Origin of the sequence: Acinetobacter sp. YH12040, assembly GCF_013420005.1 — a bacterium.
Taxonomy (GTDB): Bacteria; Pseudomonadota; Gammaproteobacteria; order Pseudomonadales; family Moraxellaceae; genus Acinetobacter; species Acinetobacter amyesii.
Genome location: NZ_VOZB01000002.1, coordinates 156,016 through 170,293, shown reverse-complemented (window position 1 = coordinate 170,293; position 14,278 = coordinate 156,016). Strand labels below are relative to the sequence as shown.

The window sequence follows — 14,278 nt, the reverse complement described above, 5'->3', positions numbered from 1 at the left end:
AGCGGCTTTTTTAGGATTCATTGTTTTAATCCATCTAAATTTTCAGTCTTAATATTTTTGACTTGATCATCGACTATGGTAATCACATAGCGCATATTGGCAATTTCATAGGTGTAATCTACTGCTAGTTTCGCAGGCAGATTTTTCTCTTGCAGCGGATAAGACACCATTTTCATCGGAGAAGCTTGCATACGCGAGCGCATGAGATCGATGCTATCACCAATCGCTACAGTTTGTCGGTCAGGTGTTTGAATGGCTTCAGTCGCAATTTCTGCATAGGCTGCTGAAGTCAGGAGCATCAAGGCACATAAAGTCGTTTTATAAATATTCTTCTTATAGATAGTCTTCGGATACATCGTCATCCCCATTTTAAAAACTAAAAAGCACAAAATGTGCCTTTAGATTGCACATCCATCGCTATGATTATTCTGTTGAAACGACTGAAATATAAACTGAAATTACGCTGAAAATGTATGGTTGATATGTAATCAATACAAATTTAAAGGCTTTGGTTTAGCCGCAAAAATCAGTTGCAGGTGCATTTTTAAGCGTCACACGTTAGAAAAATTGTTTGAAAGCTGACTAAATTACTCAACTTTATAAGTTTATAGGGATAAGTCATTCATCTCCCTCTTACTCTGGGGCAGATGAACAGGTAAACTATCGCTATTATCTTTTGATTTTCCTGTTTGGAGACAACATAATGTCGTGGCTTTCTTCTCTAAAATCTGTGTTTTCACCCTCCCAAGAGGTGAAAGAAGAGGAAATCCAACAGGTTTTACAAAACTATGTACTTCCCAATTCAAATAATGCTTTAAAAGACCGTATTACACAGGTAAATGTGCAAGGTCAGATCTTGCAGATCACGATTAATACCTTTCCTTCAGAAGCCGATGACTTACAAAAAATCCATGATGATTTGGCCGATGCATTGGAAAAATGTGGCATCACAGAATTAAATATGCACGTGATTCAGCAAAAGACTGGACATACATCGGGTGGTTGCGGTCATCACCATGCAGAAGGCGAAAGCTGTTCTAGCCAAGAAAAAGCTGAAAGTTCAGCAGCAAAAAGCCAGTTACCTCCAGTTGTGGATGCGTCTGCGAAAACACCCGAAGCACCTGCCGAAGTTGATCCGAATAACCCACCGATTCAAAAAGCCGCTCCACAACAGCGTGATGTACCGAAACACCCACGCATTCAAAATGTCATTTTGGTGTCATCTGGTAAAGGTGGTGTGGGTAAGTCAACCACGACAGTTAACTTAGCTTTGGCATTACAGAAATTGGGGCTAAAAGTTGGCGTTTTAGATGCGGATATCTATGGTCCAAGTATTCCAACGATGCTCGGTAACGCTGGCCGTACGCCGATGATTGAAGCTGAGCAATTTGTTCCTATCGAAGCATATGGTATGGCTGTACTTTCAATTGGTCACTTAACTGGAGATAACAATACGCCAGTGGCTTGGCGTGGGCCGAAAGCGACAGGGGCGTTAATGCAGCTCTTTAACCAAACGTTGTGGCCTGATCTGGATGTATTGGTCATTGATATGCCGCCAGGCACAGGTGATATTCAGTTGACGCTTGCACAGCGTATACCAGTGACAGGTGCTGTGATTGTGACGACACCACAGAACGTTGCATTAATGGATGCGACCAAAGGCATTGAGTTGTTTAACCGTGTACACATCCCAGTGATGGGTGTGGTTGAAAATATGTCGACCCATATTTGTTCGAACTGTGGGCATGAAGAGCAAATCTTTGGTACAGGTGGTGGCGACCAACTTTCAGCCCAATACGACATTCCGCTCTTAGGTCGTTTACCGCTGAATGTACAAATTCGTGAAAATGCCGATGCAGGGAAACCATCTGTGATAGCAGGTGATGATGCTGCTGAAAGCTACATGGCGATTGCACAAAAAGTTGCAGATGCATTACCTCAGGCTGAAAAAGATAAAAACCGTATTTTCTAAGGGTGAACTGAAATTTAAGTTGATCGTATTAAAATCTGGCCTCGTGCCAGATTTTTTATAACGTGGTATTGGGAGTGTTTGAAAATTATGAGTACTGAACTTTAGACATTCAACGATGTCTATGAATTACACATCTAAAAAACGATTTGCACAATTTCTTATTTTTCCTGCGATTATAAGCCGTATGCCAAGGATAAAATTCTTGAGGCATATCAAAGGATGTCGCGTTTGTACTTAGTTTTTACAAAATAGCTTTCACGATATTTCTATTATTTTGGCTAGGATCAATTCTTTGAACGGCAGTAACTGTACAAACGCATTGTGTCTTAGATTTTTTGCCAAATGTCCTCTGTTACAAGGGGCTTAGCATTGAAAAAATATAGAGGAACAAATAATTTTAAATATTATTTGAAGTCATTAAAACCCACCCATCAAATGAGGGTACGCCTTAGTCTAAGAAATTAAAAAGCCCGGTAATTACCGGGCTTTTTAATTGGTTTTTTAGGAGGAAAGAGACGGGTTTGCTTTACGTTTAGCAGTGATAATATTCACCGTAATTGCGATGATGACCATGATAATGCCTACAATATCTGTAATGGTTTCTGGAATAATCATACACAGCGCACCCACACCTAAAAAAATACGCCAGAACCAGTTGAGATAAGTCTTGAAATAACCTTCAACTGCGGAGCCTAAAGCGAGAATTCCTATCACTGAAGTGACAGTAATACTCACTATAGTTGTCCATGCAGGAAAGGCAAATTCTCGAGCATTGACTGCAACATTGGTGGTATCAATCATCAGCATGGCAGGGTTATAAACGAATAAAAATGGAACAATAAAACCAGCAAGAGATAGTTTTAAGGCCTGAAACCCAGTGCGCATTGGATCACCGCCTGCAATTCCTGCGCCCGCAAAGGCGGCAAGGGCAACTGGTGGGGTGATGTTTGCAAATAAACCAAAATAGAACACAAACATATGCGCGACTAATACAGGGATATCAAAGTTTGCGAGTGCTGGTGCTGCCATGGTGGCAGTAATGATATAGGCCGGAATAGATGGAAGCCCCATGCCTAAAATCATCGATGCAATCATGGTTAAAAATAAAGTGAGAAAGAGACTACCTGCACCTAAACTCATAATTGAAGAAGTCATTACTGAACCAAAACTTGTCAGACTTACTACGCCGATAATAATACCAACGACAGCACAAGCAGCCATCACAGATAATGATTGTTTGGCTCCATCAACGAGCGCATCTAAAATATCTTTTACACCCATTCGTGTTGATTTTCTTAAAGCTGCTACAAAGATGGTCAGGACGATGGTGTAGACAGCAGCATAGCTCACAGGAATATTTTGAAATAAGAAAAAGACCAGTGCCAAAATTGGAATAAGTAAATGTCCACGCTCTTTTAGAACTTCTTTTACTTTAGGTAAATCAGCTTTAGGTACGCCTTTCAGATCATCTTTACCCGCACGGAAATGAACTTGAGCCATGACGCCAAGGTAATACAATAAGGCAGGTAATAATGCGGCTAGTGCAATCGTGCCATAACTCACGCCAGTTGTTTCGGCCATAATGAATGCACTCGCACCCATGACTGGCGGCAAAATTTGTCCACCGACGGATGCACTGGCTTCAACGGCACCAGCAAAATTCTTGTGATAACCAATTTTTTTCATCAATGGAATGGTAAATGAGCCTGTGCCAACAACATTGGCAACAGCAGTTCCATTAATACTGCCCATAAATCCACTTGAAATTACAGCAACTTTGGCAGGACCACCTTGTTTATGACCCGCCAATGCCATGGCAAGATCATTGAACAATTTCCCCATACCTGATTTTGCAAGAAAAGCACCAAAAAGGATAAATAAGAAAATAAAAGTGACGGATGCACCAATTGCCGAAGAATATAAGCCTTCGGTTTTTAAATACATATGTCCGAAAATGTCGCTGATGGTATAAGGGCGAGTAATTAATCGATCTGGCAACCAATCAAAGTGACTGATAAATGTATAGGTCAGGAAAATTAAACTTAAAATGGGCAGCATCCACCCCATGACCCGGCGAGTTGCTTCTATGACTAATACCACACTCATAATTGCAAACGCGATATCTAAGGTATTTGGAATACCACCTCGAGTGGTCATAATAGATTGATATTCTTTCCATAAATATAAAAAACTGAAGATGGAAAGCAAAGCCAAGAACCAATCGAGAAGTGAAATATGCTGCCGGGAGCTTGCTTGACGAGCTGGATAGAGTAAGAAAATGAGTGCTAGGCCAATAGCGACATGGGCTGCACGCTGTATTAACTCAGGTAAAGGATTAAACGTAATAAATAAATGAAATAATGAATAAAAGATCGCTACAAATGCAACAAAGTAGGTAACAGATTTGCTCATATTGATTCGAGTAACAGATTCCCGATCAAATTTTTCTAATATGGCTTGTTGTTGTTTCTCATCGAGTTGTTCTAATACAACTTTATCTTCTTTGGAATTCATAGGCATTCTCCAATCCACCAAGACTTCCATTTGGGTTGATATTGAACCGAGATGTTGACCAAACTATAGTCTGGGTAACTTTGAAAAATAGACCAAATTTTTTGGTCAGCGAGGATCGTGCCTTGCATATTTCTAGAAATCACCCAGTTGATTTCATCTATATTTTGATTGACCCGCATTCTAATCACACCATTTTTTTGAAACTCAATGGGATAATTTGAGGGTGTACCTGCACCAAATGAAATCAAATCGGTGTGGCGCAGTAAAAACTTATTCTTTTGACGCTGATATTGTTCAGACCAAGCCGTCTTTTCTACTGAATGCTTCCACTGTAAATCAAATTGATCAGTTGAAATTTTGCATATATCAGTTTCAACTCTAACCTGCGTATACAGTGTTGGATAGCTAGCATAGATTAAGAAGAACAATATAAAAAATGCAGTATAAACTGCATTTATTTGAAGCTTATTATTTTTTAGCCACTTCATCATAGTAGCGTTTCGCGCCTGGATGTAGAGGCGCTACAAGGCCTTGTAGAGCACCTTCAAGCCTGATTTCTGTTGCTGCTTGGTGTGAAGTTGCCAATTGAGGCAAACTGTCAAAGAAAGTTTTTGTTAGTTTGTAGACATCATCATCCGATATATCTGTGCGAACAACTAATGCATTTTTAATTGCGGCAGTTTGAATGTCCGCAGTATTGCCATATGTGCCTTTTGGAATAATCATCGGTAAGAAATAACTTTGATCTTTAGCTATTTCTTTGACTTTATCTGCATTGATTGAAACTAACTGTAGATCAAAGCTTTGTTGAAGTTCCATGAGTGATGAATTTGGAATGCCACTAGTCAGGAATGCTGCATCAAGCTTGCCACCTTTTAAAGCATCAGCGGCTTCAGCATAGCCTAAATAATCAACTTTAATATCTTTATAGGTGATTCCAAAACCATTCAACAGTGTGCGTGCATTTACTTCTACACCTGAATTTTGTGCACCCACAGCGATACGTTTACCTTTCAAATCTTCGATATTTTTGATCCCTGATTTTTTAGAGGTTACGATTTGTACGTAGTTTGGATAAAGCGCTGCGACTTGGCTGACATTCTCAACTTTACCATTTGCGAAACTTCCTGCTCCGTTCAGTGCTTCTGTTAAGCTGTCACTCATAACAAATGCCATTTCAACTTTATTCTGTTTGAGAAGGTTTAAGTTTTCGACTGATGCACCTGTAGTCTGAGTCTTAGAATTTACACCAAAAGTTTTGTTATAAATTTCTGCAAGACTCGTCCCAATCACATTGTAAGGTCCTGATGCTCCGCCAGTTGCAATGGTTACGAACTTGGTTTGAAGTTTGTCAGATGTAGCAGTTTCTGCGCTTTTTCCTTCCGTGGTATTTTTTGAAGTAGATTGATCATTTGAGCAAGCAGTAATACACGCCAAAGTAACCGAGAGTAACGTGAGTTTTGTCCATTGGTTCATAGAAACGTCCTTTTACACATAAATTTTGAATATTGATTTGATGAGTTTTAATTTTAATTTCCACTACTCAATTGAACATAACTTAATCAATTATTTTTGAAAAGTATTTTTTTTTGATTTTTTAGTCTCCAATAAATAATGGTTATGCGTAAGAATGGCATGGAGCTATATCGTTTATTTTAATAATATTTTGTTACGTGTAAAAACTGTAGGGTATACATGGAATCATGTGAAATTTCTTTTATAAATATAAGTTCAAGATATTTCTTTGAATTGTAAGGTGCTCTGAATGACTGTTCAGCTAAGGTTTTGTTTTTCTATTTAAGTTACTGAATTTATAATTAAATAAGGAGTTTTTTATAAGCATTTCTATTTTTTATTTTGCTAATACGAAACAACTGAATTAATCTTCGCGGATTAAGTTTGAGGTCAAAGTATGATTTCATGGTTTTTTATTGGTCTAGTTATCAGTATTTTGTTAACGCCAGGACCAACCAATACCTTACTCGCATCTTCGGGTATTCAAGTTGGGCTACGTAAATCATTCCGACTCATTCCAGCGGAAGCCTTTGGTTATCTTATTTCGATTAGCCTATGGGGTTTTCTCATTGGTAAAATTTCCGTACATCTGCCTTTACTGCCGACCATTTTAAAACTGTTTAGTGCTGGCTATATTCTATTTTTGGCTATGCGATTATGGCGTACAGCAACTGTTGCTGAAAATTTTAATCAAAAGGGCATTCGTGCACGCGAACTCTTTGTTGCGACGTTATTAAATCCTAAAGCACTATTATTTGCATCTGCGATTTTTCCTGCATTGGCTTGGCAAAATGCGCAGTATTATGTAGCTCACATGCTGATCTTTTTGTTGTTGATCGTTCCTATTGCATTTTTTTGGACCTTCCTTGGTTCCGTTTTGGCATCGAATAAAATTAGTTGGCTCAATCAAGCCAATTTACAACGAACAGCATCGCTAGTCTTGGTTAGTTTTTCGATTCCACTGAGTTATTCTGCGATTTTAAAACTCTAAATTGATTTGAAAATGACTAAATCCGCTTAGTTCGGCAAAGCTTATTTTCATTAAGTCGGATTTCAGTTAAAGTACCACGCAATAATTGATTTAAGTTTTTGGATAGAGATAAATGGCTATTAAGTCTGATCGTTGGATTCGCGAAATGAGCGAAAAACACGGCATGATTGAACCGTATGCAGAAAACCAAGTCCGTTATGATGAAAATGGCGAAAAGCTTATTTCGTATGGCGTGTCGAGCTATGGTTATGACGTGCGCTGTGCTCGTGAATTTAAAGTCTTTACCAATGTTCATTCAGCAATTGTTGACCCTAAAAACTTTGACGATAAAAGCTTTATTGATATCGAATCAGACGTTTGTATCATTCCGCCGAACTCGTTTGCACTGGCACGGACAGTCGAATATTTCCGTATTCCCCGTAATGTGTTAACCGTTTGTTTGGGTAAATCAACCTATGCGCGCTGCGGTATTATTGTCAATGTGACGCCTCTTGAACCAGAGTGGGAAGGTCACGTGACTTTAGAATTTTCGAATACAACCAACTTACCTGCACGTATATACGCGGGTGAAGGTGTCGCACAAATGTTGTTCTTCGAATCAGACGAAGTGTGCGAAACCTCTTATAAAGACCGTGGTGGTAAATACCAAGGTCAAACCGGTGTGACATTACCGAAAGCTTAATCCTTTGGATTGAGTTTAAAAAAAGCGGGCGAATTAGCCCGCTTTTTTGTTGGGTCATTCATCGGAAAATAGACCATTCGGTGGGGAAGTTTTTGCAATTGAGTAATTATTCAGCATAATAAAAAGTTAAGTGACTGGTCTATCACAAGTCTCCATTTAAGGAATAAATGGACAATAACATCAAAGCCAGTTCTCAGGAATAAATATAAGAGAGATGCAGAGCATCTGATAAAAGGAAGGTCGAGATGACTCAATTCACCCAGGCTAAGTTATTCCGCCAGAGTTGCTTAGCAGCCGCAGTCAGCATGTTTGCTGCACCATCTGTTTATGCGCTTCAAGATTTATCAGATGAAGCACTTTCAGCCACAACGGGTGAAGGTGTTGCACTCACTGTAGAAAATTTCAAAATGGTCTTTCAAGGGCCAAATGACCGTTCTACGGCTTCTAGTTATGCGTCTGGTATGGTTGATCCAGGGAAAAGCGATACAGGTTTTATTCGGATTATTCCTACTGGTGAAAACTATGAACAATTAGGGCAGCGTGCTTACGATAAAATCTACAAAGCAGCTTATGTTGATGCTTATCAGCAAGGGCGAGTTACGGGCTATAACGGTGTTTATGACTCAACTTTTACAAGTTCAAAAAGCACCTATGAGACCAATAATGCTACACGTATTACCAATGAAACCATAGCAACATATTCAACAGAATATCGTGGCCGATTAGTACAGTCTTATCTTGAATCACCAACGATGAAGGCATATTACGATCAGCGTTATGCAGATTATTATGATGGTTCATCGGCTGGCTTATCTTTTGAAAACGATGGCACAACGAAAGAATCAATTACACCGTTCTTAAAAGAAAAGTCTCAAGCTGCTGCTTTAAAAAATACCTATGAAATGATTGAGTTACTATACGGTAACAATAGTACGGGTAATTTACCGACCACTTCGACATTTTATAAAAATTATGTCTCAGGAAAAATTACACGTTCAAATATTATTGATACAACAAAAGATGCTCAGTTAAATGCCAAAGCTGCAGAAACCCTCAATCAGTTGGCAACGGACTATGCCAAGCTTGAAGCTCAAAAGGCAAGCGATGCAGCATTAGCAACCGTGAAGAAAAATGCTGAGATTACAGCAAAACAAATTGCTTCGACTGCGACCGTATCGAGTCTCAGATCGAAAGCAGATGTATTTATATATGGCTTAGCCCTGTCCAATAGCAAAGATAAAAATGGCAAAAGTTCATTAGCAACGCGCTATACAGACCAAGGATTTAATTGGGGTACAGCAGAAAACCCATGGCTTTTCCATGCGGGGAATCAAGATGTTGAACAATTTGCGAAAGATAATAAGGGGAATGTTGGTTACTTAGCGATTGAGGCACCATTAAAGAAAATTGCGGCAGATGATGCATCTAACAACATCAAGCTTGGTTTGTGGATGGATGTATTTTCACGGTCTTTAAATTCAAGTAATGTCGTCGATCCGATTACCGGTGCGCCGACCAGTGGCTTAGATAAAGACTATCGTTTACGTACTCAAATTGTTGCGAATGGTTTGAGTTTTAATGGTTCACAAGTTCGAATTTTTCAAACCCTAAAATCAACAAATACAAATTACAACCAAACCTTAGGTTTAGCCAGCCTAATTCGTATTAATACCAACGATCGTGCTGAATCACTCAGTATTAATGATGGTGATTTAGATGCTCGTGGTATACGTATTAGTACAGCTGCACGTTCTGAGCTGGATGATGGTACTGCAGCGACACCAGCGATGGATCGATCTGCAGCTCCAATCTTTCATGAAACTGAAGGTCTATATTTATATAGCCCAAACATCAATTTAGTTTTAGGCAATATGTATCAACCCTTTATTGTGGGATCGGAAGGTCGAAATATTATACTGGAAGTAACTCGTATTCCAAATGTACCTTCTATTTACAGTAAAATTTATACCTACTATACGGATATCGCTGGAAATACCACAGGTACATCAGGCTTAACCGCTGCTGACTTTAAAGGTTCAACCTGTAACGTCTATAGTTGTGGTACGGAGTTAAAAGCAAACTCTTCAGATGCGACAGCACTATATCAGGGGCGTAATGCAACACATAGTAGTATTGCAATCGGTACAGTAGAACGCTTGCCTGGTAATCTGCTGAATGCAAAAAGTACGGATGCTGCGACAGGTGTAGTGTTTAAAGGTGTTAATGGACAAAGCACGAACTTAGGATCTGTTGCCATAGATGGCGTCTTGATTCAGCACTTAAAAATAAGAACAACAGGGCTGTAGGAGAAATTACATGTATAAAATTTTATGCGCTGTTGTGTGTGCGGCACTGACACAAACTCATGCAGGTTTAGTGTCTATGGATAATAGCGAACTTACCGCTGCAACGGGCCAAGGCGGTGCAGATCTCAGTTGGACACTTTCCTTAAACCATCAATACGCCAATGATATGTCAAAAAACAACATATCAATCATGGATGCGAATGGTAAAACGACTCAAGCTTTTTATGGATATCAATGTTCATCCAATGAGTTTTGTCGCTTAGCACTTGCGCCCAATAATCATGTGGATGCAAATGGTAATAAGAAATGGTTGGTGTTTAAACAGTTTCAAGGAACGTTACAGATCGATCAATTTTCACTAGATGGTGTGACGATTATCAATCGTGAAGGCAATCCACAAACGGCTATGCAGTTGACATTTTATGATGATAAGCCATTAAAAATTAGAAATTTAGGTTTTGCTACGTTGGCGGTGGAAACAGGGACGACAGGTAAGGAAGGTTATGAAAATACCAGTACTTATACGACCTATACCGAAAAGAAAGCTGATGGAACAACTTCAACTTTAGCAGTGCCTGATTTTGATCGTGGTTCAGAACAAGGATTTATGGGTGTTAATGTGCATGGCAACATGCACATGAGTGGAAAGTTAAACATCTTCAGTTTTAACTGCACTGGAAATGGTGCAGGTCGCTGTTAATCAGCTGTGACTGAATATAAGGATATTGTGATGAGAAAAATAAGAACTTTAACGGCACTCGCAACCAGTATTTTACTTGCTCAACATGCCTATGCTTTTGAAGCGATGACCGATGAAAGCTTGGGTGCAGTTACTGGCCAAGATGGTATTTCGATTACCCATGAAGTTTCTAGAGTCAAAGTTGATCAGTTAAATTGGGTTGACCCAACTGACCAAAATAAGATGAAAATGGGTTTGCACAATGTACAAATAGATGGCGTTGGGCAAAGCACCATTACATCAAAATTAGATTTTGATGTTGGGACTACGGATGCTGGTGTAGGCATGCGTATAGCTGCAAGTGTCAGTCCATTTACGGCTGTTGCGCAAAATATTATGCTGCTGTGTCAAGGCACAACGTGCCAAACGCCTACGCAAAATTTAGGTTCACTTACGATTGCAACATCTTCACCTTTAAAAGTATTACTTGAAACCAGTAATGGTCTATTTAACCGTAATGATACGGCATATATGGAATTTCAATTGCAAAATGCCAGTATTAGTCATGGTATGAATGGACATAGCGTAACCTTAAAGGACTTTAACTTTAACTTTGCTGGTTCAGGTTATATGTATGTCGCAGCTGATGAAGGCATTGTTCTCACCACAAAATCCACAGGGAGCAAAGACCATGCGGTCAATTTGGGGCGGGTAAAGGATACTTCAGATGTACATAGCTCACGTAGCGATGCCACAAACCCCGGCGTTAATATCGATTTACGATACGGTACCGATGGTGGTGCACAGCGCAATTTAATTCGTATGGGAGCATCGGGTGCTGTCACTAATGCACGAGTTGCCTTAAATGCCAATCAAGAAGGAATTAAAGATTTTGGTCTAGCAACGAAAGCTTCAGGATATGAGTCCGTTGGTTCAGGTGGTTTACATTTAGGTGTGCGCGCGGATTTCACTTCAAAGGATGATCCTAGCCTTGTTGCAGGTCAAGCACCGACAACCTTAGAAATTGGCCATACGGGTATTGGTAGTTATGCCATTGAATTTTCTAATTTAACGTCTTTAGTTGCTGATAAAAATGCATATATTGATTTTGGCGATATTTATATCAATACCATCCAAGCAAAAAGCCTTGATTTTCTGGTAAATGATAAATTAAAAGCAACATTAGGTTTAACCAATAATGTTTTAACCCAGAATCTTTCAAATCAAACGGCGGGCGGAAATTTTGCACTAGTGGCGATTCGTGGTATGGATTTTCAGTCCATCGCGCGTACAGCACGATTTATTTCTGATAACTCAATTGCCGCAATTGCAAGTAATGACAACAGTTGGGGGATTGGTATCCCGATTTATAATATGAATGCCAATGTTGCATTATCAGAGAAAAAATACAGTTATAAAAATGCGGCTGAAAAATCAGGTATTGGCTATAACCTTGTAATGAGCACAGATGGTTATGGTGTTGATAAAAAAACAGGAACACCAAGTACAACTTCCATTATTTTGATTGATGGTAAAAAAGGTATTAATGGTCAAGAAGTCAATTATTATGCAGGCTTACGAAACATTAATTCCCTTATTCAATCTGATGGTGTGATTGGTTATGAAAATGATGGCATCTATGTACGTGCAGATAATTTATTGATTGCAGCTAATGCCGAGTTAGCGATTGGTCAACTTCCGGGTTCAACCTATAACTGTGCGACTACAGCTTCTGCCAAATGTGGGACCACAGTACCTTTAGATAATTTCTCTAAACGTGATGATGTGTTGACGAATATTGCGTTTAAACTCGATGGTAAGGGTGAGCTATTTATAGTGCCGGGTCTAAATGACAGTGCAGAAAATAACTATTTGTCTTTCCGTGGAAGCTTTGAATTTAAAGCATTAACTGATGCTGAAAAGAAAGATCAAAAAGTTATGGGAAGCTATTTAAGTTTGATGAATGAAGATGTAAATGCCAGCGGTGTCGTTTCAGCTTCAAGTATCAATATTAATAAAATGCAGGGCGATCTAGGCTTTGATGCTCGAATTAAAATGAAACAAGATTCGGTAGAGTTTGATAATCAGGTAAAATTCAATCCAACCAATAATATGTCTAAAGCGTTTCGTGCAGAAGTTTCGATGTTAACAAATGGCAATATGCAAAAGATGGCGGATATTGCCCTAACCGGTGGAACAATGCGAAGTACGATGGGGATTACTCCACGCTAGTAAAATTAAATCAATAACAAATAAATAAAATAACGAACAGGGAATTTGTTATGAAAAAGAAGTTAATCAGAGGTTTGATATTCTCGACATTTGCGATGAGTAGCTTATCTCATGCAATGATGGCTTTAGATGATGAAAGCTTATCAAAAGTTGATGGTCAAGCTTTACTCTCCATGGAATATACGCAGGGGTATAATTCTGTGGATGAGAGTGGACAAGCCGTTGATCAATCCAATGTCGGCTTTTATAAACTTGGTTTGGAAGCTGAAATGGAGCTCAATGCCAATATTAAAAAGCTCCAATTGGGTTGTGGTGGTGCAAATGGCTCAGGTGCTTGTGATATTGATATTGATCATATTTCACTGAGTGGCTTGCCTGCAAATAGCAATTATACGTCGGATGAACGTGCGGCAACTTCAGCTTTGCTGACCAATCCTTTTATCGAAATTGCAATTAAAGATCCGAAATCAGCGGCAACACGTGAAGTGATGGGCTTTCGTTTGAGCGCTGAAAAAATTTCTGGATTAATGACATTAGGTACAGAAAATAGCAATACACCCAATGGTATCAATACCTTTAGTGGTTATATGAAAACTAAAGCATCTGCGGGTGTTGCAACAACTGCAGAGCGTGTGATGGACTATGCTTCTACGCAGCAATATATTGAAGGAGCAGTTAAGGGGACATTATTTGGTGCAGAAGTTGATCTACCGCTTCACTACAAATCAGATAATTATTCCTTTAATTTAAAATCAACCACAGCACCTTTTACCATACCAGCTACTGTCGTGAGTGGGAATAGAATGACAGATGTACAGTTAAAGGGTACAGGAACTGTTGATCGTCTAGATTTTAGTGGTCCATTAGAAGCTCAAATCTCTCTACTCGGTTTAAACATTAATTTGAATAAAGATGTGACGGGGTATCTTACTGGGCTAAAAACCGATATTACGGTAAATCAAAGTTTAGGTTTGATTCACGCACTCTATTTAAATAACCCTGCTTCGCTATCATTACAAGCTCAAAAAATACTTTGGCCTGGTGCTGCAGTCGCAGCAGAAAGAGGGTGGTGGTTGGCGATGGAAGATGAAGTCGATTTGGGCAGTATTACACCATCAGATAAAGTGGCGATTACGGATGAAGTATTGAAACAAACGATCGCCGGAATTAACCATGACCTAAGTACCAATGTTCGTAACTGTGGAGATTTACTCTTTGGTTGTGTTGCAGGTTCTTCTTTGGATGTTAAAGAGATTAAAAACCCGTCATTAATTGATTTCCCATTAACCAATTTAAAACTGTCTGGACAGGAGTTTCGTTCTAACTGCTTCGGCGGTCTGAAATTCTGTTAAGGCTTAAAATATTTCATATAAAAAATCCCGCACTT

General features: G+C 39.2%; 11 protein-coding genes. 7 read left to right on the top strand and 4 right to left on the bottom strand.

All coding sequences use genetic code 11. The features are described 5' to 3' along the window. Positions 1-17: 17 nt before the first annotated feature. On the bottom strand, positions 18-356 hold the full coding sequence (locus FTT99_RS03050) for a hypothetical protein (protein ID WP_180025844.1): 339 nt from the start codon (positions 354-356) through the stop codon (positions 18-20). 347 nt (positions 357-703) lie between these two features. On the opposite strand from FTT99_RS03050, the gene apbC reads away from it, so the two are divergent. After that, positions 704-1,972, top strand: coding sequence for an iron-sulfur cluster carrier protein ApbC (gene apbC / locus FTT99_RS03045; protein ID WP_180101819.1), 1,269 nt, complete (start codon positions 704-706; stop codon positions 1,970-1,972). Positions 1,973-2,473: 501 nt separating this feature from the next. Here apbC and FTT99_RS03040 read toward each other — a convergent pair. From FTT99_RS03040 to FTT99_RS03030, 3 genes are read right to left on the bottom strand one after another with little or no spacing between them, the layout of a single operon-like run. Further along, positions 2,474-4,486 (bottom strand): TRAP transporter permease, encoded by a 2,013-nt coding sequence (locus FTT99_RS03040; protein ID WP_067764590.1) that lies wholly within the window; start codon positions 4,484-4,486, stop codon positions 2,474-2,476. Continuing rightward, complete coding sequence (locus tag FTT99_RS03035) at positions 4,483-4,977, bottom strand: DUF1850 domain-containing protein (RefSeq protein ID WP_257229265.1); 495 nt, start codon at positions 4,975-4,977, stop codon at positions 4,483-4,485. Before FTT99_RS03035 ends, FTT99_RS03040 begins: the two co-directional genes overlap by 4 nt. Beyond that, positions 4,955-5,962 (bottom strand): TAXI family TRAP transporter solute-binding subunit, encoded by a 1,008-nt coding sequence (locus FTT99_RS03030; protein WP_180130038.1) that lies wholly within the window; start codon positions 5,960-5,962, stop codon positions 4,955-4,957. Before FTT99_RS03030 ends, FTT99_RS03035 begins: the two co-directional genes overlap by 23 nt. 436 nt (positions 5,963-6,398) lie before the next feature. Here FTT99_RS03030 and FTT99_RS03025 point away from each other — a divergent pair, with 436 nt between their 5' ends. The 6 genes from FTT99_RS03025 to FTT99_RS03000 all read left to right on the top strand — a co-directional run bounded on the left by FTT99_RS03025 (position 6,399) and on the right by FTT99_RS03000 (position 14,243). Then, positions 6,399-6,992, top strand: coding sequence for a LysE family translocator (locus FTT99_RS03025; RefSeq protein WP_078192265.1), 594 nt, complete (start codon positions 6,399-6,401; stop codon positions 6,990-6,992). A 112-nt stretch (positions 6,993-7,104) separates the two neighbouring features. Further along, on the top strand, positions 7,105-7,674 hold the full coding sequence (gene dcd, locus FTT99_RS03020) for a dCTP deaminase (protein WP_005008040.1): 570 nt from the start codon (positions 7,105-7,107) through the stop codon (positions 7,672-7,674). A 245-nt stretch (positions 7,675-7,919) separates the two neighbouring features. Then, on the top strand, positions 7,920-9,980 hold the full coding sequence (locus FTT99_RS03015) for a hypothetical protein (protein ID WP_180130042.1): 2,061 nt from the start codon (positions 7,920-7,922) through the stop codon (positions 9,978-9,980). 10 nt (positions 9,981-9,990) lie between these two features. Next, complete coding sequence (locus FTT99_RS03010) at positions 9,991-10,680, top strand: hypothetical protein (RefSeq protein ID WP_111884916.1); 690 nt, start codon at positions 9,991-9,993, stop codon at positions 10,678-10,680. A gap of 30 nt (positions 10,681-10,710) precedes the next feature. Then, positions 10,711-12,891, top strand: coding sequence for a DUF6160 family protein (locus tag FTT99_RS03005; protein ID WP_180130045.1), 2,181 nt, complete (start codon positions 10,711-10,713; stop codon positions 12,889-12,891). 50 nt (positions 12,892-12,941) lie between these two features. Continuing rightward, entirely contained in the window at positions 12,942-14,243 is a 1,302-nt protein-coding gene (locus FTT99_RS03000) for a hypothetical protein (protein ID WP_180130048.1), read from the top strand. Positions 14,244-14,278: the final 35 nt, after the last annotated feature.

Excerpts from the sequence above, each read along its gene's own strand:
- FTT99_RS03050 (WP_180025844.1), bottom strand. The coding sequence starts at position 356 with ATGTATCCGAAGACTATCTATAAGAAGAATATTTATAAAACGACTTTA.
- apbC (WP_180101819.1), top strand. The coding sequence starts at position 704 with ATGTCGTGGCTTTCTTCTCTAAAATCTGTGTTTTCACCCTCCCAAGAG.
- FTT99_RS03040 (WP_067764590.1), bottom strand. The coding sequence starts at position 4,486 with ATGAATTCCAAAGAAGATAAAGTTGTATTAGAACAACTCGATGAGAAA.
- FTT99_RS03035 (WP_257229265.1), bottom strand. The coding sequence starts at position 4,977 with ATGATGAAGTGGCTAAAAAATAATAAGCTTCAAATAAATGCAGTTTAT.
- FTT99_RS03030 (WP_180130038.1), bottom strand. The coding sequence starts at position 5,962 with ATGAACCAATGGACAAAACTCACGTTACTCTCGGTTACTTTGGCGTGT.
- FTT99_RS03025 (WP_078192265.1), top strand. The coding sequence starts at position 6,399 with ATGATTTCATGGTTTTTTATTGGTCTAGTTATCAGTATTTTGTTAACG.
- dcd (WP_005008040.1), top strand. The coding sequence starts at position 7,105 with ATGGCTATTAAGTCTGATCGTTGGATTCGCGAAATGAGCGAAAAACAC.
- FTT99_RS03015 (WP_180130042.1), top strand. The coding sequence starts at position 7,920 with ATGACTCAATTCACCCAGGCTAAGTTATTCCGCCAGAGTTGCTTAGCA.
- FTT99_RS03010 (WP_111884916.1), top strand. The coding sequence starts at position 9,991 with ATGTATAAAATTTTATGCGCTGTTGTGTGTGCGGCACTGACACAAACT.
- FTT99_RS03005 (WP_180130045.1), top strand. The coding sequence starts at position 10,711 with ATGAGAAAAATAAGAACTTTAACGGCACTCGCAACCAGTATTTTACTT.
- FTT99_RS03000 (WP_180130048.1), top strand. The coding sequence starts at position 12,942 with ATGAAAAAGAAGTTAATCAGAGGTTTGATATTCTCGACATTTGCGATG.